Source organism: Acinetobacter sp. 18QD2AZ41W (assembly GCF_009829025.1).
Taxonomy (GTDB): Bacteria; Pseudomonadota; Gammaproteobacteria; order Pseudomonadales; family Moraxellaceae; genus Acinetobacter; species Acinetobacter pseudolwoffii.
Window position 1 is genome coordinate 376,211 of record NZ_WURP01000001.1, and the last position, 22,457, is coordinate 398,667.

Here is a 22,457-nt window from a genome sequence, read left to right on the forward strand (position 1 = left end):
TTCAAATTTAACAGCCCTATATATAACAAATATCAATAAAAGGAATTGTTAGTTCCCCCTGTTTTTGCCTAAAATACAGTATTCGTAAATAGAACCATATTTTTTAGGTAGCTGTCGCCATGACCTTCGTTGTCACTGAAAATTGTATTAAATGTAAATATCAAGACTGTGTTGAAGTTTGCCCTGTAGACTGTTTCTATGAAGGTCCTAACTTCCTGGTGATTAACCCGGACGAGTGCATCGATTGTGCCTTATGCGAACCTGAATGTCCGGCGAATGCAATTTTCTCTGAAGATGAATTACCAGAAGGCCAAGAAGTATTCATTGAACTGAATGCTGACCTGTCGCAAAAATGGCCAAATATCACACAAATTGGTGACCAGCCAGCAGATCGTGAAGAATGGAATGGTAAAGCTGACAAATTACAATATCTTGAAAAGTAATTAATTTCAGTTAAAAAAGATCAGCACATGCTGATCTTTTTTATACTCAATCCACACATTTTATTGCAATATTCTCCAAATTTCTCCGTATATTTAGTCTAAAATGGCGCTATTTATAAATATCTGATTTCTATAAATGAAGAATTTTGCAAAGGGATTATTGAGTCTGTGTGTAATCCCTCTCGTTTTTGTGGGTTGTACCACGACCCCAAAACCACCGGGACAGACCGTGCCCGATGGAAAGCGGATTTATATTCCCCAAGAACGTGTTCAATACGACCGCAAAGTCCAACCCAAAACTGTACCTTATCTGTATACCCACTGGGTCTCTGCGCTGGATAATTTATCACGTGTACGTGAGTACGAAGTGTTTCTGGAACGCAATGGCGTAGGTAATATTATTCCCAGTTTTGAATTAATGCGCACCGCGCGAGACTGGGCCAAATGTGGTCGTTCACAGTACATGATTCCAAGCCGTGAATTATGGGCCAATCAGGTTCCAACCTTGCGTGTATTTAAATATTTAGTAGCCGCCAATGTCCTGACTGATTTTGAAGTCACTTCCGTCTATCGTGACCTGCCTTTAAACCAGTGTGCCGGTGGCGCCAATTCTTCACGCCATCTGTATAATTCTGCCATCGATTTTCGTATTGGCCCAGAATATCCACAAGCGCAAGACTATAGTTATATTGAAAATACCAAGTTCAAACTGTGCCAGTTCTGGGCGCAACATGGTCAAAGTCTGAATATGGGACTCGGCATGTATGCTTCTGGTCAGATCCACATCGATACCCAAGGTTACCGTACCTGGGGGCCAAGTCTGGGGCGAAACTCCTCAATGTGTAATTACTAAGTCATGACAACGGCTATACAAAGTTCATTTAGGACTTTATGTAGCCTAAAAAAACAGCAGCTATAGCACAATAAATTGCGCTATGCCGCGAAAAGTTTAAAATGCACCCATCGCAATTGATGGTGCTAAAACTATGCAACACATGTGGACAGACATTGACAACTACATTGAGTCACATTTAATTCCTGAAGATCCCATCCTGAACCAGACGCTGGAAAATACTGCTGCGCACGGTCTGCCAGACCATCTGGCTGTAGCAGCAAATCAAGGCATGTTGTTGCAGATGCTGATCCAGATGAATCAATGTAAACGTGTACTGGAACTCGGAACATTTGCCGCATACAGCACCATGTGGTTGGCACGTGCTTTGCCCGATGATGGCTATATCCTGACAATTGAAGGACGTGATACCCACGCGGCAATGGGTCAGGAAAATATTGACCGTGCCCAGCTCAAGCAAACTGTTGAACTGAAATGTGGTCGTGCAGCAGATGTACTCAAAGCTCTACCCGCAGAGACCGAGGCTTTTGATTTTATCTTCATTGATGCAGACAAACAGAGTTATCCGGAATATCTGGAACTCAGTTTAAATCTGTCACATTCAGGTACACTTATTTTTCTGGACAATGTAATCCGTGCAGGCGAGATTATCAATCCGGACAATCACAAGCCAAGTATTGAAGGCATCCGTGCCATGTTTAAAGCGCTGCAAAATCATCCACGTATCTTGTCTTGTACCGCTTTACAGACTGTAGGCAGTAAAGGACATGATGGTTTTGCACTTGCGATTGTCAAATAAAATCAGAAGAACAAAAATTACCCAGCGCCATATTTATTATATATAACATTAACTTAAAAACATTAACCACAGAGTTATCCACAATATATGAGGATAACTCTGATCATTTTTAAATCAAGCTGTAACAATTTACGTTTAAATTTTCATTTTGTTTGCTTTTTAGGCAATCCTCACTTTGCAACCAGTAAAGGCACCTTGGAATTACGGAAAATTGTGGTGGCAATACTACCGAGGAAAAACTGATGGATTTTGCTGTGACTAAATGCGCCCAGAACAATCAGTTGAATACCCATCTCCTGTTGATAGGTCAAAATATTCTCGGCGACATCGCCATAGCGATATTGCGGCACTACATCTAGACCCGCTTGAGTCAGATATTGCAGCGGCTCAGTTAAAATTTCGGCATGATCGCCAATATATAACAGGTGACATTGTAATAAACGCAGCAGATCACTTTCCGCAATCCGTCTCATCATTTTGATACAGGTTGGAGAATATTCATAGGCAAAAATAAATCGTGTTGGCGGTTTAAACTGCTCCCCAACGGTCATGACCGTACAATTGGCACCACGAATAAAATTCTCGACATTGGTGCCGATCGGTTTATTCTTTTCAGCTGAGCGCTCACCGAGCAATCCGATGACGGCGATATCATCAGGCTGCAGAATCTGGAAACTTTGCTCCAGAAAATCCCCTTTTTCCTGAATATGTGTGGTTTGAATACCATGTTCGGCTAAAATCCGCTCGGAAATATGTTGCAGCAGATTATTGCTATAATCCAAGGCAATTTCGCTTTGTTTTTGTTCAAGCTCGGCCAATTCCTTCAGCAACATGGCATTGCTTTCAAACCCGATTACCCCACTGATTTCGCCCAGATGATAACTGGCCGGGTAATAATCCAAGACCTGTAACAAAACCAGTTCACGTCCAGTCTGTTTGGCAATCCATGCAGCCGCGTCTGCCAGCGCGTTTATACATGGTGAAGAGTCGATGCAGGCGATGACACGTTTCATGTTTAGCCTCTCTATTTATGATAAAAATTTCTTTGTTATTTTTAACTTAGCATAAGCTTTATAAAATGTGCAGCAAAATCTGTAAGGCTTGAATTGAAATATGTTAACTTTTATATGATTGACCGATAATTAGAAGAATAATTCAGCCATTAGGCCAAACACTTAAATTCAGATCATTAAAATGCGTTTAAAATCATTTTCTAATTTATACCAGCGAAATTCCCTCTTGCTGTTAGGAAGTCAGCAATACTGTTGCATAAGGAAGAGGTCTTTATAAAATCCGCTCATGCCCTTGCGAAGCACTGCTTCTCATCCGAAAGGAAGAAAGGGCTTTTAATATCTCGTGGATTTAAATATCAATAGAACCATCATTTTCTGATTGATGAAAGAGATCTACCGAGTGTAAAGCTTTATTTGCGGTATCGAATAAAGCTTGCAGGATTCCCAGCAACGATAGCCCGTGCTTCGACATCTTTGGTGACCATACTGTCCATTCCGACAATGGCCTGATCTGCGATTTTAACGCCATCTTTAATACCGACATGTGCGCCGAGCCAGACATCCCGGCCAATTTCGATGCCTTGTGAGCGTACCGCTTGCTGATAAATTGGCTGTTCTAGCTGCATACCGTGATCAAATGCATACAGATGACAATACGCTGCGATACGCACCTGATCATGCAGTTTAATCCCCAGCCGGCCACCATCCAGAATACAGTGATGATTGATCGCCACTTCATTGCCAATGTCCAGTGGGCCATGCAGGGTGCAATCTGCGGCGATAAAGGTATTATCGCCAATGACGATCTTGCGTCCCGGTTCCGCAAAAATATGTGCCAGTGGCGAAATGAAACAGTTTTCACCAATCTCGACGGTTTCCATTTCCATCAGATAAGCCTGATATTCTTTTTGCCAAGCTTCTGCCCAGCCACGGTTTTTCGCCTTTAAGGACCAGTATAGCCAAGGCATATAGTTCAGGCGATGTTTATGCTGCTCACGATATTTCAGTAATGGATCTGCTTCAGTCATCTGTTGCTTCTTCTATGATTTTGAGCTGTTCACGGCCACGAGTCACATCCTGAATTTTTAAAGCAAAAGCTTCAATCTGATGCTTCTGCAACTGCGCCTGAACCTGAACGCCTTCGGCACTATAGTCTTCCTGATAATCGATTTGCTGCTGATTCAGTTCATACTGAAAAATGGCCCATTCATTAAACTGACAGAAAAATTGCACTTTTTTCTTTTCAATCAGTTCAATTTTGTCTGCCAGCAGCAAGCATTGTCCAGCGCAGCCGCCATAGGCACGAACCAAACCTCCGGTGCCGAGTTTAATCCCGCCATACCAGCGATTGACCAGCACCAGTACATTAGTCAATTCATTACCTTCAATGGTGGCGAGAATCGGGCGCCCCGCAGTGCCTGAAGGTTCACCATCATCATTAAAGCGCACCTGATGGCCAATTTTCCAGGCCCAGCATTGATGCGTGGTACTTGGATCACGATAAGCGTCCAGAAAATCTTTGACCTGCTGTTCATTTTCTACAGGGGTCGCAAATGCCTGAAATCGGCTTTTTTTGATGTCTTCCTCAAAACTGACCAGGCTGGCAAGCGTATATGGCATAACTTCGGGCTTTAAAATCGAACCCTGGCAGTATACCTGCTTTACTTCAACAAATAAAAAGCCTCTCCATGGAGAGGCCTGATTTGACTCGATTGTTTGACTCAATGGCCTGAAAGGATTAGCGTTCCCGCAACGCTTCTTTGGCCTTGTTGAATGGCTTGATCAGATAATCCATGACAGTTTTTGAACCGGTGCGAATGTCTACCGTGGCCACCATACCTGGGGTGATATTAAACTCCTGACCCGCATTATTATTCAGTTTGTCACTGTCCGTGCGGATATAGACCCGGTAATAGAACTGATCCTGCTTGACTTCATCACGGATGGTGTCTGGTGAAATCATCGCAACTTTACCATTTAACCCACCATAGATTGAATAATCATAGGCTGTAATTTTAACCAGTGCCTCCTGATCTGGACGAATAAAGGCAATATCACGTGGTGAAATCCGCGCTTCAACCAGTAGTTTTTCGTCGAGTGGCACGATGGTCATCAACTTGCCATTTTGTGGAATCACGCCGCCCAAGGTCATCACATCAATTTCTTTTACGATACCGCGTACCGGTGATTTAAAAATAGTCCGGCTCAACGTATCTGACTTGCCGCGTACCACCTGTTGCTGAGTTTCCACATCGGTATTGGCTTTGGACAGCTCTTCCCGCGCACTCACATAATATTGATTACGAATATCATTCATTTGATTACGCAGGTCGTTGGCTTCACGTTTTAAGCGCAGTACTTCAACCTCACTGGCTGCCCCTTTGGCCACCAGTGGTGCTGTCATTTCCAGCTCTTGCTGTACCAGTACCAAGGCCTGTTCTAGACCGGCCACGGATTCCTCCAGATTGGCACGACGTGACTGATACAGTGCCGTTTCTTCTTTCACCAGTTTTGGATATTTCAAGACTTCTTCGGGAAATACCAATGGCGTACCGCTCACTTCCGCGCGTAAGCGAGCTGAGGTCGCACGTGATGAAATCAGTAAGGATTCAGATTCACCGACATTGGATTCAAAACGGGTCGGGTCGAGCTGAGCCAATACTTGGCCGCGCTCTACAATTTCACCTTCTCTAACATTGAGCGTGGTCAAAATACCGCCTTCTAAAGACTGAACCACCTGCTCTTTAGAAGATGGAATCACTTTACCCATACCGGTAGAGACTTCTTCCAAGCTAAATAACCAGGCCCAGATCAGCAATACCAATAAACCAATGCCGACAATCCAGATAATGACACTCGATTTAGGTAAAGGTGGTTCCTGAAAGCTGACTTTGCTTGAACGTTTTAGTTCTTTGAGTTCACTCATGCACTTGCTCCAACAACCCGCTTATTGCTACCCTGTGACTGATTCAGGATCTGATCTCGTGGACCATCCATGACAATTTTCCCATCATTCACCACAATAATACGATCCACCAGCTCCAGTACCGCACGGCGATGCGTCGCAACCACCATGGTACGATGGCTCAAATAACTTTTAAGATGATCAATCAACTGCTTTTCTGACACATCATCAATCGCAGCAGTAGGTTCATCTAGCAGTAGAATTTTCGGTTGACGGATCAATAACCGTGTTAACAACAGCGCCTGACGCTGACCGCCAGAAAAACCAACACCACCTTCCAGAATGATATGATCCAGACCTTCTTTTTTCTCCTGCACAAAAGCGAATGCACCGGTGATTTGCAATGCTTCCAGAATTTGCTGATCGGTGGCCAAGGGCGCACCCAGGCTGAGATTTTCACGAATCGAACCATAAAACAGCTGCGAGTTCTGATTCAGCAAGCCCATATCACGACGTACATCTGAAGGATCAATCAGGGTCAGGTCAATACCATCCAGCTTGACCTTGCCCTGTAACGGTGTCTGCATACCAGACAAGAGCTGCAACAAGGTTGATTTCCCGGCACCGTTACGGCCCAGAATCGCAATCTTTTCACCCGGTTTGATTTCAAGCTTTGGAATCATCAGGCTTGGTTTTGGATCATCTTCGCCGTACTTGAATACCACACCACTGAGTTCATAATGACCATCCAGAGCTGGGCGATGAATCAGATGAGAATAATCCGGCTGATCGACCGATTTTTTCATCAACTCATCCAGACCGGCTTTGGCCACTTTGGCCTGTTGCAGACGACCCAACACGCCAGTAATTTGTGAAATGGGTGCCAGCATTCGTGAAGACAGAATCGAACAGGCCACCAATGCACCTGTGGTCATCTCGCCGTCCATCACCGCAAAAGCACCGACCAATACCACAATGGCAAAGGTCAAGCCTTGGATTTTTTGCGTCCAGGCCGTCATCAAACCCACAATCTTACGTTGCTGCATGCTGACATCGGCTGAAACTTCATTCATATGGTTCCACTGATTCTGGAAGCGTGTTTCAGCTCTGAGCAGCTTGATATCTTCAATCCCTTGCACGGCTTCTACCAGCAAGGCATTACGGATGGCAGATTCACGCATGCCCAGCTGAGCCAGTTCTGCCAGTTTTTTCTGCGCCAGAATGCCAGGCAGGATCATCAGTGGCACCACCAGCAGCATCACCCAGAACAGGTTGCCGCCAATCACCCAGAAAATCCCTAAGAACAGGAAGAAAAATGGCAGGTCGGCAATCGCAGTCACTGTGGTTGAAGTGACCAGTTCGCGTACCCCTTCCAGTTCCCGAATCTGCGAGATAAAGGTACCGGTCGATTTGGAACGTTCACTATTTTTGATGCGCAAAGAATGGCCAAATACCCGATCCGAAATTTTCAGATCAGCACGTTTACCAATAATGTCTGACAGATAGATTCGGGAGACGCGTAAAACAAACTCGAAAATTGCCGCAATCAGCACACCGCCAGCCAAAACCCATAAGGTAGGAATCGATTGTGATGGAATCACGCGGTCATACACGTTCATCGAGAAAACAATCGTGGCCAGTGCCAGAATATTCGCGATTAAAGAGGCGAACATGACATCGATATAACGTTTCCAGTCATTCAAGACAATTGACCAGAACCAGTTTTTCTCGAACGGCTTGATATATTCATCCACCCGCGCATCCGGCACAGAAGATTCGGGACGCAGAACATACAGATGCTTTACGCCCGTCTCTAACTGTTCAACCGTGAAACTTTGAGACAAGCCTTCATCGCCACTGAGCTGTATACTGACGTTAGCTTGGGTGTCGATGCGTTCAATCACACCCACATCCCCACTCTCAAACTCCACCAGCAAAGGCAAACGCCACGGATTCAGCAAGCTGCTGTCAAATTTATTTTTACGGACATTTAAACCAATCTGCCGGCTAACAATTTTGAGCATCTCGTCGATGTCATGATGCTGGTTCCAGTCCAGTTGCAGACGAATCCGCTCCTCAGAAGGTTCAATCCGGTAATGTCTGGCAATATTCAAAACCGCTTTAAGCCACGGTTGATAATTTATTGTAGTACTCATGGCTGAACTTCAAACCCCTGAATAGAAATACGGTTAAGCGCGTAAATATCCCGTGTACGGCCGGTGACCTGAATATATTGCACAATCGCCGAATAAATGTCATAGCGCGCAGATTCAATTTCCTGTGCTGCACTATGAATAGCCTGTTCTGCGTTGAGCAAATCCACCACGGTTCGGGTACCCAATTTATATTGTTCTTGATACAGCTCTTTGGTTCGTACCGTGGTTGCACGACGTTGGGATAAAACTCCCATTTGTTTTTGCTTATTCTCAATCTGCTCACGAATCAAGCGAACCTGATCCAGTACATCCAGATAAACCGTATTGACCTGTGCACGTGCAGCTTCTTCGGCATAACTGGCAGAACGTGCCTGAGAGCGTGCTGCGCCACCCTGATAAAAATTACTGCTGGCTTCAATCATGATTGAATTATAAAAGCCGTCATCTTCATTATTATTCGGATTCCGCCCATTAACAGCCTGACTTAAACTGCCTTTCAGATGAATGCTTGGATAACGACTTAAACGTGCCTGATCTTTTTGAAAGCGTGCAACCTCTACACCTGATTGTGCCAGAATCATATTGGGAATCTGGGTAAATTCCGGATCCTGATACAGATCGGCCTGCGCCACAATACGTTCTGGAATCTCCCATTCCACCGCAGACACATCAAACCCCAGCAAAGTGCGTAAACGTTGCTGATATTGTCTGAGCTGGGTCTGCTGCACCAGCAGGTTCGATTGTGCCGCTTCCAGATTGGACTGAGCCTGAATTGGATCGGCCTGACTGCTGATACCGGCACGGGCACGCAAATTGGCAATTTCTGCAATCCGTCCAATGCCCTGAATCTGTTGCTGGGCAATTTTGGTAATTTCCTGATAACGCTTGATATTAACAATCGCATCTGCCACTTCAAAAGCCACCTGATCCAGACTGACCAGCACCCTTGCCTGCTCTTCTGCCAATCTGGCTTCCTCGATACTGACATTGGTTTTGATCTTGCCAAAGTCATACAGCATCTGTGTTGCATTTAAGGAAACCACTTGACGTCCACGCTCACCCGAGGTCAGATCACCGGTCCCCAATCCGCCCGATAACTGCGGATAATAGGCTGCTTTTGCCACATCAATATTGGCCGCCTGTGCAGACAGGGTAGAAATACTCTGGCTAATTTCAGGACGTCGCTGAACTGCGGTATGGATCGCTTCCACCACATTCATCTTTTGTGGAATAGGAGCCACGATAGGGCCGGTAGCAGACTGTCCCTGTTGTGGCTGGGTAATCTGTGGCAGTTCAGCTACCTGAGAAGTATCTAATGAGTAGCGACTGAGTGACGTAATATTAACTGAATGTGCTGACCCTGTTGGCTCTGGTGCAATCAGTTTACTTAAACCGTTTTTAATATTTGCAAAATGGTTTTGCGAAGTTTCTGCATGTGCCAAGGAAATAGATAAAGGCAAAAGAAGACTCATGAAGATCCCCCTTTTTTTATCGGTTTTCCCCTGAACATTTTTTATGTGCTGTACCCTAAATCGCATAATAATTAATGTTTCGTGTTTTAGCCTAACAATATATCAAATCGTTGTAAAAGATACTTTTTTAACGTTGATTTGATGAAAAAAAACCCTCATCCGACAATTGGTGTCGTGATGTGGGTATCTTACAGACATAAAAGCTGTTTATACGGTAAAATCATCACCTAAATAAACTTTTCTTACTGTTTCATTGGCCAGAATTTCTGCTGGCGTACCTTCAGCAAGCAATGCTCCCTCACTCACAATATAAGCATGTTCACAAATCGCCAGCGTTTCACGCACATTATGATCGGTAATCAATACCCCAATCCCACGATCTTTCAAAGTGGTGATGATATCTTTAATATCACCAACCGAGATCGGGTCGACACCAGCAAAAGGCTCATCGAGTAGCATAAATTTTGGATCTGCCGCCAATGCACGTGCAATCTCGGCACGGCGTCGCTCACCACCGGAGACACTCATTCCTAAAGAATCTTTGATATGAGTGATTTTAAAGTCGGCCAAAAGTTCCGCCAGACGTTGCTGACGTTGGGCCTTGGTCAAATCCTTGCGGGTTTCCAGAATCGCCATAATATTTTGTGAAATTGTCAGCTTGCGGAAAATCGATGCTTCTTGCGGCAAATAGCCAATTCCCTTGCGTGCCCGTTCATGCATGGCCAGATCAGAAAGATCCAGATCATCCAGATAGATTTCACCTTTATCCATACGTACCAGACCGACGACCATATAGAAGCTGGTGGTTTTACCTGCACCATTAGGTCCGAGCAATCCGACAATCTGGCCACTTTCCATACTAAAAGACACATCTTTCACCACCCAGCGCTTATTATAATTTTTCGCCAGATGTTTGATGGTCAAGGTTTGAACCTGCTGCGATTGTTCCATTAATCACGTGCTCCTGGAAAGGATTGTGAAGCCGATGGTGGAATCACAATTTTTACGCGACCTTCAGCTGAACCGGTTTTATTCGGTGTACCAATCGCTTCAACATCACCTTTATTCATACTATATTTTAAAGTCGCACCACGAATACTGGCCCCATCCTGCTGCAATAAGGCATTACCAGACAGGGTAATAATTCCGGTTTCAGCATTGTAGACAATTTTCTGAGCCTGACCTTTGGTCAGACCTTTGGAGGCATCTACTTTTTGCTGGAACTGTGTCGGGCTACCGGTAGCCGTGATCAGGCTAATCTGGCGCTTATTGTTCAGATTGGCCACAATTGAATTGGCTTGTAGCTTCATGGTGCCCTGTTCAATGATGACATTGCCAGAATAGGTCGTCACCCCAGTACGCTCATTAAAAGTCGCGCGATCCGCCAGTAAAGTGATCGGCTGGTTACGGTCAGATGGCAAGGCAAAGGCCGCGATTGAAGCAAGTCCAATCACAGTCGCCAGCGCAGTGCGCTTCAGGAAAGTGTGCATCATTTTGACTTTAGGAATTTGGTTCATACTTTCCTCGAATATTAAAGAATTCGTATTGACCATCATTAAGATTGGCTTTAAGACCCTGGCTGATAAATTCAGCCTGTGGAGACTCCACGATCACCGTTTTATCAGTTTCAATTTCACGTGTTTTTGGAAAAGCCGTCAGCTCCTCAGTACGGAACTCTAACTGTCCATTTTGCATGATTTTGGTGGCAAGCACTTCTTGAGAGAGTACAACTTTTGTATTGTCATCATAGCCATGCGCCATTTTGGCAGAGAAAGTCGCATCGACTTGAGCATTGTCATAGGTCGAAGCTTGCAGATTTTCCAGCTTGGAGGTCTGTTGCTGTAGGTTCTGCTCAAGTCGATCCACTTGGGCGCGAACCGATAACATACCTGATTCATCTGTCTGGGTTAAGTTAATATCTTGAGCGGAATAGGTCATGCTGCGCGCGGAGTCCGTCTGCAGCTTATTGCCCTTGCCACTGTAATAATAATAACCACCACTTATTGCGGCAATCATCACAGCCGTAATATATAAAACTTTAGTATCCATAAGCGGTGTACTTAATCCAAAAGATATGACTTATTAATAAGGCGCACGAGTATATTTTTCAAGTAACTCTTGGTATACGCCTTTGGACATCAGCAGCATATCGCAGATTTCACGTACTGCACCACGGCCACCTAGCGCCTGAGTCACCAGGTCTGCACGGCGACGAACTTCGACATGACCATTCGGTACGGTCACTTTCATGCCAGCAATCGCAAAAGCTGATAAATCAGGCCAGTCATCGCCCATATATAAGCAATCTTCAGGGTCGATATTGAGCTGTGCACATGCTTCACATAGTGCTGTGCCTTTATCTTCACGGCCCTGATAGACCAGATCCACACCCAGATCCGACATCCGTTTTTCGACAATATTACTTTTACGGCCAGTGATAATAATCACCTTGATTCCAGCCTGCTGAACCAGTTTCATACCCAGACCATCGCGGATATCGAATGATTTGATTTCATCACCAGTATTGGTCAGCGTTACAAAGCCATCACTTAAAATACCATCTACATCAAGCACTAATGCTGCAATATGACGTGCCTGCTCTAATAATACATAAGATGCCATTTATTAATTTACCCCAGCCTGAATCAGATCATGCATACTAATCACACCAATCACTTTATTGGCCTCATCAACCACTACAAACTGGTTGATTTTACGTTCATTCATACGTTCCAGCGCCACGACTGCACGTGCTTCCTGAGAAATCGTAAGCGGATTCTTGGTCATCACGTCCTGAATCGCCAGATTGACATCAAAACCTTGCTGTTTATCAATTAAACGACGCAAGTCACCATCGGTAAAAATCCCCAGCAAGACATCATTTGCATCTACGACCGTGGTCAATCCCAGACGTTTGTTGGAAATTTCATACAATACTTTGTTCATGGCGGTATCTGGTGAAACTTTAGGTAAATCATCACCCGTACGCATCAGATGTTTTACATGTAATAACAGACGCTTACCCAAAGCTCCGGCGGGATGCGAGCGGGCGAAATCATCTGAAGTAAAACCACGCGCATCCAGTAACGCCACCGCCAAAGCATCGCCTAAGGCCAAGGTGGCAGTCGTTGATGAGGTGGGTGCCAACCCGAGCGGACAGGCTTCCTGAATATTGCCCAGAGTCAAAGCCACATCGGCATTTTGTGGCATTGGGCCACGCTCATCGCCGCTAATGGTAATTAAAGGAATTTCAAGATGTTTGATGAGTGGCATCAGCATCATGATCTCATCACTCTTGCCTGAGTTTGAAATCGCAATCAGCACATCACCCGCGACCAGCATTCCCAAGTCGCCATGACCGGCTTCACCCGGATGCATAAAGAATGAGGGTGTTCCGGTCGAAGCAAAGGTCGCCGCCATTTTACGGCCAATATGACCTGATTTGCCCATTCCGGTAATTACCAGACGGCCAGTACACTGTAGAATAACTTCACAGGCCCGGCTAAAACGGCCATCAATCTGTGTGGCTAAAATCTGTAATGCATTTTCTTCGATGCGCAGTGTTTCAAGTGCGACTTTCTGAAAATCGAGTTGATTCGCTGTTTTTTGTGAATTCAAAGCCTGTTTACCTACGTTAAGGACAGAGAAAAACTCTCATTTGATGGGCACAATTTTCGCAATTTTAGCATAGCTATGCAATTGCAAGCTTTCTAAATGTATAGGTTTTTATAAAACTCAAACACAAAGCTTTGAATTATATGCAGCCGGTATTGAAATCGTAAGGATATCAGGTAAGTCGATGTTTATTTTTTAGAGACAATAAAAAAACCCTTATCTTTCGATAAGGGTTTTTCGTATTCTGGAGCGGGAAAGGAGACTCGAACTCCCGACCCCAACCTTGGCAAGGTTATGCTCTACCAACTGAGCTATTCCCGCAATGAAGTGAATTATAGAGAATTCCACAGCAGTGTCAACTCTCTATAATATCAACTGCCTAATTAATCAGCACGACGCCAGACTGTACCTTGACGAGTATCTTCCAGAACTACACCTTGATCCAGCAAGGATTGGCGAATTTCATCGGCACGTGCAAATTCTTTAGCTTTTTTAGCATCTTGACGCTGTTGAATCAAACCTTCAATTTGTTCAGATGTTAAGTCCAAGGCTTCCTGACCAATATCTGACTTTAGGAACTCGTCGACATTGTATTGAACCAAACCAAGAATATTGGTCAAATGACGTAAAGTTGCATAATAAACCGCTGCTTGCTCAGCCTGTTCTTCTTTAACAGTACTGTTCAATGCTTTATTGATTTCAAACAGAACCGCAATGGCTTCAGAGGTATTGAAGTCATCGCGCATAGCTGCATTAAAACGCTCGACCAAGGTTTCATCCAGAGTATCTACCAGTTTTTCACCATACACTGCCTGATAAGTTTTAAACGAATGATAGAAACGGGAAAGCGTATTTTTCGCTTCTTTTAAAGCAGTATCAGAGAAGTTTACAGGGCTACGATAATGCGAAGACACAATAAAGTAACGAATCACTTCAGGATGAAACTTATCCATCACATCACGGATGGTAAAAAAGTTGCCGAGTGACTTCGACATTTTCTCGCCATCGACATTGATAAAGCCCACATGCATCCAGTAATTAACATACTGCTCGCCTGTCGATGCTTCAGATTGTGCGATTTCATTTTCATGATGCGGGAAGGTCAAGTCCGAACCACCGCCATGAATATCGAAATGATTGCCTAGGCAGCAGGTAGACATCGCTGAACATTCGATATGCCAGCCTGGACGGCCATTGCCCCAAGGAGATGCCCAAGAAGGTTCATTTTTTTTGGCGTGTTTCCACAGCACGAAGTCAAAAGGATGTTTCTTTTCTACTTCAACATCGACACGCTCAGAAGCACCCGCCTGCATCTCATCGAGCTTACGACCAGAAAGGCGGCCATATTTGGCAAACTTTTCCACTTGGAAATATACATCTCCATTGTCGGCAGGATATGCTATGCCATTGTCAACCAGAGTACCAATCATGTTTTGCATTTGATCAATATAGTCTGTAGCACGCGGTGCTTCATCTGGTGCCAGACAGCCCAAGCTTTCTGCATCTTCATTCATTGCAGCGATAAAGCGGTCAGTCAATTCAGTGATGCTTTCGCCATTTTCATTGGCACGTTTAATGATCTTGTCATCAATATCAGTAATGTTACGAACGTATTTAACGCTCCAGCCTTGACTACGCAGAAAGCGAATAATATAGTCAAATGCAACCATGACACGCGCATGCCCAATATGACAGTAGTCGTAAACAGTCATGCCACAGACATACATATCAATATGACCTTTTTTACGCGGTACGAATTCTACTTTCTTGCGTTGCTCTGAGTTATATAGAACAAATGGTTGCATAGCTATTCAAAAAACTTCAAATATAAGATGGCTCATCTTAACCTAAGCATTATTATTCATAAAGTTTTCAGAAGTGTTTTATTCTATATTTTGACCTAGAAATAAAAAGACCAGCATTTGCTGGTCTTTTTAAATTATCTTTTTATTTCAACTAGACATTGAACAAGTAAATCTTTTGCTTTTGAATCAAACATGTTGATTAAACTCGTACTTTTTATACGAGCAAAATTAATTAGATCTTTTTGATAAAAATCAATAGTATATCCTTTATACTTTCGAGTCTTCAAATATTGATAGTCCTGATACTCCTTAGGAACTATCCCTTCAGATTTAAGCTCCGCCTGTTTTTGATTTGCAGAAATTAAGCGAATAATACTTTTCTCACCTACAATATAAGATAGGTTGTGTGCCTTTGCTTCACTACAATCTAGGGCGTAGCGACCGTTTAAATCAGAACTCGCATAAGCATTTAAACTTATAACGATTCCACCCACCCCCATCAATACTGCTTTTTTCATAAAAATAAATCTCAAAAATAACTGATAAAACCATACAGAAAGCAGCCGAAGCTGCTTTCTCGTGATAGGGATTAGTAAATGATTTGGTTATTGTTGAACAAATCTTCCAATGTTGTTTGAACATTGGTTAGTGTTAACAACTCTTGCTTTTGGAATGGTGAAACATCTTGTAGTGTTTCATTGCCATCTGCATCCAAGACTGGTTGTAAGTCGACTGTACCATCACGATCAATACTGATCACGGTATTACCATCTTTGACTTCTACAGATAGATACTGCGCCAAATCATTGAGGCTTTGGATCGGATCGCCAATCAACAATGCTGAAATATCAATCTGATCTGCATTTACATCCGTGTTAACCTGACCAACAGTGAAATCACTCCATACATCATGACCATTACCACCAACAGCATCGTGTTGATTTAATAAATCAAAAATAACGGTGTCACTGCCTTGACCCATGTTATAGACATCATTTGCTGCATCACTGCTCACAAACTCAATCTGATCTGAACCATTCACAATTTTTGCAACATTGATTTCGATGGTCGATTTATCAGTCTCACCTGTTGGTGACATCAATTCATAGGTCATGATTTCTCGACCACCGCCATTACCATTTGGCGTATAGGTGTAGTTACCTTGCTTATCAACCACAAAACGACCGTACATACCATCCACTTCAATGGTTTGCACACCAACATTCGGATCAAGATACAGCACTTTATTACCTACACGCAGAATGGTTTGCGCCATTAACCCTTCACTGAAAAGATCATTGTCAAGTAAATTACCTTTTACGATGTTGTCTGCACTTGCATAATCGTATTCAGAATCTGTCATCCAACGGTCTTGATAATTTTGCACACCGTTTAATGAATACTGATAATCAGTAGTGACGAAAGCAATCGGCTGAATATTCATTTCTAAGAAATAGTAACCCGCTGCAAGATCTTTCAGCTCAAATTCAAAATGAGCTAGTTTTTGCTTTTGACTTGCAGTAACACTACCAGAGGAAATGACTTTTTCAACCTTCTCACCTTTTTCATCATAAGTTAAATGTACAAGGCGGTAAGATGCTTCGACTGATGCAGTATTTGCTTTTGCATCAAAGCTGAATACTAAAGCGTTTTCTGAATGTTCTGAGTGTGGTGCAATGGTAAATTCCTCATAAATAGTGAGATCTTTACCAGCGACACCCAGTACTTTTGCATCATCTTCAAATGTCACCAGCTTCTGAACAAATTTATCTTCACGAAGAATCATACCTGCTTGTGTAAACGACACATCACCATTGATATCCGTGGTATCTGCTTGTGCATCAACACTACCAATTTTGATATTAATGACAGAAACAGAAGTCAAACCTGTCACTTTGTCCTTCATCACATAAGTAAACGTATCAATTGCACCATACTTTGGCTGTTTCAGTGAGTTGTCCGCAGCATATGTATATGTGCCATTTGCATGCACAGTCAGCGTACCGAACTCTCCAACAACTGTGTTGTCTTCAGGTAGATCAGCACCATTCACTTTAATCACTTCAAGCTGATCAACTGCTGGATCAAATAACATACCTTCCGCAGTTGCTTCATAAGACTTCGGTTCGATGTAGTCACGACCATAAGCAGTATCGAGTTTCAGTGTTGCACCACCCATCACTTTCAGACCACGATCTGTTAAGAATGCTTTGTATTCACCTTCAGTTAATGCCAAGGTCAATGGATCATTGTGGATACCGCCCAGTGGAATACCAAGCACTGACAATGGCACCAATAAGAACTGATCTTGCTGATGGTAAAGTTCCCATTGTTTGGTTTTTTCATTTAACTTATAAATCACAAAGTCTGAAATGGCCGCAATACCCACAGCAGATGTGCCTGTTGCTGAGAATGTTGTCTCTACAACTTTACCGGCTTGTACATCAAGGCTAATCGCATTTTCAGCTTTAATCAGATTAAGATCGAGTACAGCACCAAGACCAACACCCGCTACACCAAATGAAGTCGCAGCTACTTTGTCTACAGTGACAAAATCTTGTGGCTTTTTCAAATCCAGTTTCACATTTTCAGTCACGATATTCATGTGTGCGATCACGGTCTCAATATCTGATCCGACATCATAAAGATTAAGCTGAATATCTAGCTGTGCTGTGCTGGTTTGATCAAGGATGGCATCATAAATCGTGTATTCAAAACGATCGATGTCACCATAGTTAAAGTTTTTCGTGCTATTCGCTGTATACGTATAAGAACCATCAGCAAAGAGCGTCAAGTTGCCATACTTACCTTGAATTTGTGTGCCAAGTACATTTTGATCGTCATGAACCTCCACCAATGATGCACCGCTCAACGTCAAACTTTTCGCTGAGATGACAAAGGTCGCTTCCATGTTTGGACCATTGTCAAATTGGCTCTCCTGATTGATGTCTGCAATCACATTACCCTGTGCCTGACCTTCAATGGTTAAAGGCTTAGAATAATTCAACAATAAATCACGGGTGGTTTCTAAGGTATAACCAAACAATGCATTGATACCACGAGAAGGTTGCAACAGAACAATATATTGCCCTGCATCAAACTCTTTCGTCAGCTCTTCAGAGACACCTCCGAGCAATGCTGCACCAAACCAAGCCTCTTCTTGATCAACCAATTTGTATTGCTTCGCAAGTGCATCATATTTGTAGATATAAAGATCAAAGTCAGTCAGGATTTGCACCCCACCTGTTTCTGCTTTAAATGTAATATGACGTTCAGTTTCAGCAGCCACATTAATTTCAAAACGGTTTTGAGGATCAATTAAACCTAAATCAAGAACACTGCCTAAACCGACATAAGCCACGTTAAATGCGCTCTTACTTGCTAAGGTTTGACTTTCAACATGCGGATCAACCACCAAGGTTAAGTTCATCGCATCATCTTGTGCAAAGAGTTGCGTGACTTCACCACCATTAATTTCAATGGTTAATGTATTTGCATGTGAAAGTGTGCCATTGGTTGCCGTATAGTTAAATACATCAGTTTTACCAATCGGAATAATATTTCCTTCCGCATCTTTTTGATGTACCGAAGGATTTAACTTGTACTCATAAGAACCATCTTGGGAAATAATCAAGACACCATGTTTGCCCACCAAGCTGATGCTTTGCTCAGTTTGATCCGCTGCAAAGGTCTGTACATCACCAAATGCGTTGGTCACATCAAGCAAGCTTAATTTAGTTAGATCTTGATCAAAATCATTGGCAAGAACGTTGCCCACACTTACGGAATTTTCATAGAAATACGATGTAAATTCAGCAGTTAACTGGGTTTGATTTAATAGACTTAGTGTATTACTCACCAATTGAGCCACCACTTTATCTACAATCAAATCAACCAAACCAACAACATCTTTAATCAGTGGTAGATTTAACAAAGTATTTAATAGCAATGATACTGGTGTTGTCAGAATATTAACGCCCGTCAATACCCCTTCCAAGATCTCAATTAAACCTTGAGTCGATGGACTATCTGCGCCAAGTGCTTCTGAAACCAAATCTAAAACAACCTTTTGATTGTCTTTACCTAGCAGCGCACCATCACCTAAAGCACCTAAACCAATGTCTTCAATGGCTTTGGTCAGTTCACTGTCTGACTTATAAGGCACAACGCGATATTGTCCTTCACTGAGCCCATTAAATGTCACCACATAATTGTCATTATCAACAGCACCCAATGCATGCTGCGTGCCTAATGATGCAATCACACCGCTACCATTTAATGGCGCAGACATCACCAATTCCCATTGTTTGGTGATTGGATCTTGTTTTTGAAGTTGAATACCATAAGCTTTTGCCACAGTCAGTAATGACAGGTTAGTAAACTCAGCTCGAATCTGACCAATTGCATTACTCTTCACATTGATCACTTCAGATGATGCTTCACCCTCAGCAAGTGCCATCATGCCCATCACGGGTTGATTTGAAATTAAACCTTGTGCACCAATATTTGTAGCACCCAAATTACCAATTTCAATCACCGTGTTTTCTTGAACGTATTGAATACTTGCCGCTGTTCCCACACTGCTGTCTAATTTTTGCAGATCAGGTATCGTGAGTGCTAAAGCAATATCAAAGTCGCTTTCAGCAGTTAAGCTTTGCGTGTTATCTGCACTGTCTTTGAGGACTAATGTTGATTCCACTTTAGCTTGACCATCACTTAAACCAAGTTTATTTACTGTCGTATTCAAAGACCATGAATATGCACCAGTTGCATCTTGTACTAAAGTGAAATCAAAACCATTTTGAGTATCTTGATAGACCCAAGTTTTAGCATTGCTTTCATTTGTTTGAACAGTTAAATCTGCCCACACAATCTGATGTGGTGTAACGTAGTTACCGACATTTAGATTGATCGTCAAATCTTGAATCGCAACATCTGTTGGTAAAGCAGAAATAATGCCTGTTACTGTTAAATAACCATCTTCAACTTCTGATACATCAACCTTAAAGTCAGCGCCTTCAACGCCTGTAATACGTTGCATTGGTTGTGGATTAAGCTCCGCAGACCATACTTCTGTATCGACTGTAAATGTCTTTTGATCAATGACATTCTTCTGGTTACCCGCAGCATCCTGCACCAGAGCATCCGCAACAAAAGTGGCTTGATCACCGTGTTTAAGGCCTAAACCTGCTGTTGATACATCCGCAGTCCATTGACCATTTTGGATCTGATCTTCAGCTACAGTCACAACACGCGTTACCCCATTATGGGTAATTGTCACATTGACATGACCCACTACATCACCAGAGATCACTCCTAAAACCTGACCACTGACGGTAATAAATTCATCTGCAAGTGCTGCTTGGTTGACAACAAATGTCATTTGATCATTGACTAAAGATGATTTTCCTTCAATCTGATTAATTTCATTTTTTGCAGCGTGTGAATCCAATTCCGTATCAATAGTAAATTTAATCTCAGGAGATTGTGTTGGGTTTTCACCATTACTATTGGTTACAGTATAACTAATGGTATACGGCCCATCAGCTAACGCTGTTTCAGGGGTATAACGCCATGTTCCATCTGCGCCAACAACAATCGGTTGATCTGTAACAACTTCATTGCCATTAATAATGAGGGTAATCAACTCACCTTCAACGCGATTTTGACCTTGAATGGTTGGTTGGCTATCGTTAGTCAAACCACCTTGCTTAATGAATTCAGGAACTGTTAATGGCTTACCACCGACATCAACATCATCCCATGCTTCTGGTGCTGTAGTTGGCTCACTTGGAGCTAATGTACCCACAATAATTGAACTAGAAACAGAATCGACATTGCCCCATTCATCTGTTGCAGTCACTTGAACAGGATTTAATCCTTCACGTACAGGCATATAGACATTTAATGTCTTTGCTTGTACTTCAGCAGCCGTTAATACATAACGATCACCATTAACAGAAAGAATATCACCTGCTTTCGCATCTGCACCCAAAGTCACTTTTAAAGATGTGTAATATTTTCCAGCCATTTCTTGTGCATTTAACGTTCCATCTGTATTTAAATCATTTGTAAATTCAATTGATTCAACAATGTTACGAGGCTGACCCAGTACGTCAAGCTGTTGAGAGGCTGTATCTAATAAAATACCATCAGCAGATTTAACTTGGATGTCAAAGATCTGATTTGAACCAGCAACAACAGGCAACGTATCGAATTGGATATAGCCTTTTTGTAGATCGCTCGATTGCAACGTTTTTTCGATTCCATTGATCGAAATCACATCACCTTCTCGAAGATCTGCACCCAAATCAATTTGAACGCTAATCGTGTTACTTGCATCCAATTCATTATTTTCAAGTTTTTGGTTGTTATTCACATCATCCAAAACTTTGAATTGACCTAAATACTCACCTGATACCACTTCAACAAAATTCACTGCAAAATCAGTTTGTTTATCAGTATTTTGAGCATTTACCTGAATTGCATTGAAACCTGTTGATACCTCAACACCTAAAACATCGATATAACCAAGGCTTACATCCGTAACCGTGTATTCTTTACCATTCACAATGAGCTGATCACCTGCTTTCGCATCTGTGCCCAATTGAATACGAAGATCTACCGTATTTTGATCGCCAAGTTCACGCGAACTGATTTCACCATTCGCATTAGTATCATTTAATACTGTGATTTCTTTAACTAAATCAGCAGAACCCGAAAGCCCGTCTTCACCTTGCAGTGATGCCAACCAATCTGTCACTGAACCTGTAAAACCATTCTCAACAGCAACATCGTATGCAGACTGACCATCTTGACCTGTTAATGATGCAAGCCATTCTTCTGGTGTGCCGACAAAGCCTTCTTCAACCGCAACCTCAAATCCTGAAAGTCCGTCTTTACCTTGTAGCGATGCCAACCATGCAGTCACGTCACCTACAAAGCCATCTTCAACAGCAAGCTCATAGGCTGATTGACCCGCTTCACCTTGCAGTGATGCCAACCAATCTGTCACTGAACCTGTAAAACCATTCTCAACAGCAACATCGTATGCAGACTGACCATCTTGACCTGTTAATGATGCAAGCCATTCTTCTGGTGTGCCGACAAAGCCTTCTTCAACCGCAACCTCAAATCCTGAAAGTCCGTCTTTACCTTGTAGCGATGCCAACCATGCAGTCACGTCACCTACAAAGCCATCTTCAACAGCAAGCTCATAGGCTGATTGACCCGCTTCACCTTGCAGTGATGCCAACCAATCTTCTTTACTGAGCGGTGTTTCACCTTCAGCTAATGTGCTGAGATAAATGTCATAAGCTGATGCACCATTGGTACCTTTTAATGACTCAAGCCATTTCTCTTCTGTCAGTGCGGTTACACCTTCTGCCAAGCTATT

General features: G+C 42.9%; 17 protein-coding genes and 1 tRNA gene. 3 read left to right on the top strand and 15 right to left on the bottom strand.

Annotated elements, in window-relative coordinates; all coding sequences use genetic code 11:
- The first annotated feature begins 119 nt into the window (after positions 1-119).
- From fdxA to GVV58_RS01765, 3 genes are all read left to right on the top strand, one after another.
- Positions 120-443 (top strand): ferredoxin FdxA, encoded by a 324-nt coding sequence (fdxA, locus tag GVV58_RS01755; RefSeq protein ID WP_004279936.1) that lies wholly within the window; start codon positions 120-122, stop codon positions 441-443.
- Positions 444-579: 136 nt separating this feature from the next.
- Positions 580-1,296 carry a D-Ala-D-Ala carboxypeptidase family metallohydrolase gene (locus GVV58_RS01760; protein WP_005096679.1) on the top strand — a complete coding sequence of 239 codons (717 nt, stop codon included), beginning with the start codon at positions 580-582 and terminating at the stop codon, positions 1,294-1,296.
- A 133-nt stretch (positions 1,297-1,429) separates the two neighbouring features.
- Positions 1,430-2,095: an O-methyltransferase gene (locus GVV58_RS01765; RefSeq protein ID WP_005096677.1), complete on the top strand. Its 666-nt coding sequence runs from the start codon at positions 1,430-1,432 to the stop codon at positions 2,093-2,095.
- A 170-nt stretch (positions 2,096-2,265) separates the two neighbouring features.
- Here GVV58_RS01765 and GVV58_RS01770 read toward each other — a convergent pair whose 3' ends face one another.
- The 15 genes from GVV58_RS01770 to GVV58_RS01840 form a co-directional block, all read right to left on the bottom strand.
- Positions 2,266-3,108 carry a universal stress protein gene (locus GVV58_RS01770; protein ID WP_159515871.1) on the bottom strand — a complete coding sequence of 281 codons (843 nt, stop codon included), beginning with the start codon at positions 3,106-3,108 and terminating at the stop codon, positions 2,266-2,268.
- A 410-nt stretch (positions 3,109-3,518) separates the two neighbouring features.
- Positions 3,519-4,136, bottom strand: a complete 618-nt coding sequence (locus GVV58_RS01775) for an acyltransferase (RefSeq protein WP_100355049.1) — start codon at positions 4,134-4,136, stop codon at positions 3,519-3,521.
- Complete coding sequence (locus GVV58_RS01780; protein ID WP_159515872.1) at positions 4,129-4,728, bottom strand: YigZ family protein; 600 nt, start codon at positions 4,726-4,728, stop codon at positions 4,129-4,131. The genes GVV58_RS01775 and GVV58_RS01780 overlap by 8 nt, the downstream gene beginning before the upstream one ends.
- Before the next feature lie 118 nt (positions 4,729-4,846).
- Positions 4,847-6,034, bottom strand: a complete 1,188-nt coding sequence (locus tag GVV58_RS01785; protein WP_159515873.1) for an HlyD family efflux transporter periplasmic adaptor subunit — start codon at positions 6,032-6,034, stop codon at positions 4,847-4,849.
- Complete coding sequence (locus GVV58_RS01790) at positions 6,031-8,169, bottom strand: type I secretion system permease/ATPase (protein WP_159515874.1); 2,139 nt, start codon at positions 8,167-8,169, stop codon at positions 6,031-6,033. Before GVV58_RS01790 ends, GVV58_RS01785 begins: the two co-directional genes overlap by 4 nt.
- Positions 8,166-9,707, bottom strand: a complete 1,542-nt coding sequence (locus GVV58_RS01795) for a TolC family protein (protein ID WP_100534978.1) — start codon at positions 9,705-9,707, stop codon at positions 8,166-8,168. The genes GVV58_RS01790 and GVV58_RS01795 overlap by 4 nt, the downstream gene beginning before the upstream one ends.
- Positions 9,708-9,848: 141 nt before the next feature.
- The gene (gene lptB / locus GVV58_RS01800; RefSeq protein WP_005096670.1) at positions 9,849-10,592 is read right to left on the bottom strand and encodes an LPS export ABC transporter ATP-binding protein; all 744 of its coding nucleotides are present in this window, start codon (positions 10,590-10,592) and stop codon (positions 9,849-9,851) included.
- Entirely contained in the window at positions 10,592-11,158 is a 567-nt protein-coding gene (gene lptA, locus GVV58_RS01805; protein WP_005171293.1) for a lipopolysaccharide transport periplasmic protein LptA, read from the bottom strand. The genes lptB and lptA overlap by 1 nt, the downstream gene beginning before the upstream one ends.
- Positions 11,142-11,690, bottom strand: a complete 549-nt coding sequence (gene lptC / locus GVV58_RS01810) for an LPS export ABC transporter periplasmic protein LptC (RefSeq protein ID WP_005096668.1) — start codon at positions 11,688-11,690, stop codon at positions 11,142-11,144. The genes lptA and lptC overlap by 17 nt, the downstream gene beginning before the upstream one ends.
- Before the next feature lie 33 nt (positions 11,691-11,723).
- On the bottom strand, positions 11,724-12,263 hold the full coding sequence (locus GVV58_RS01815) for an HAD-IIIA family hydrolase (protein ID WP_159515875.1): 540 nt from the start codon (positions 12,261-12,263) through the stop codon (positions 11,724-11,726).
- Positions 12,264-12,266: 3 nt separating this feature from the next.
- A complete protein-coding gene (locus GVV58_RS01820; RefSeq protein ID WP_074382880.1) occupies positions 12,267-13,259 on the bottom strand; it encodes a KpsF/GutQ family sugar-phosphate isomerase in 993 nt (330 codons plus the stop codon).
- Positions 13,260-13,501: 242 nt separating this feature from the next.
- Positions 13,502-13,577: transfer RNA gene (locus GVV58_RS01825), tRNA-Gly, on the bottom strand.
- A gap of 62 nt (positions 13,578-13,639) precedes the next feature.
- Positions 13,640-15,061, bottom strand: coding sequence for a cysteine--tRNA ligase (gene cysS / locus GVV58_RS01830; RefSeq protein ID WP_159515876.1), 1,422 nt, complete (start codon positions 15,059-15,061; stop codon positions 13,640-13,642).
- A gap of 134 nt (positions 15,062-15,195) precedes the next feature.
- Complete coding sequence (locus tag GVV58_RS01835) at positions 15,196-15,579, bottom strand: hypothetical protein (protein WP_159515877.1); 384 nt, start codon at positions 15,577-15,579, stop codon at positions 15,196-15,198.
- A gap of 71 nt (positions 15,580-15,650) precedes the next feature.
- Entirely contained in the window at positions 15,651-22,451 is a 6,801-nt protein-coding gene (locus GVV58_RS01840; RefSeq protein WP_216070542.1) for a BapA/Bap/LapF family large adhesin, read from the bottom strand.
- Between the last annotated feature and the right edge of the window lie 6 nt (positions 22,452-22,457).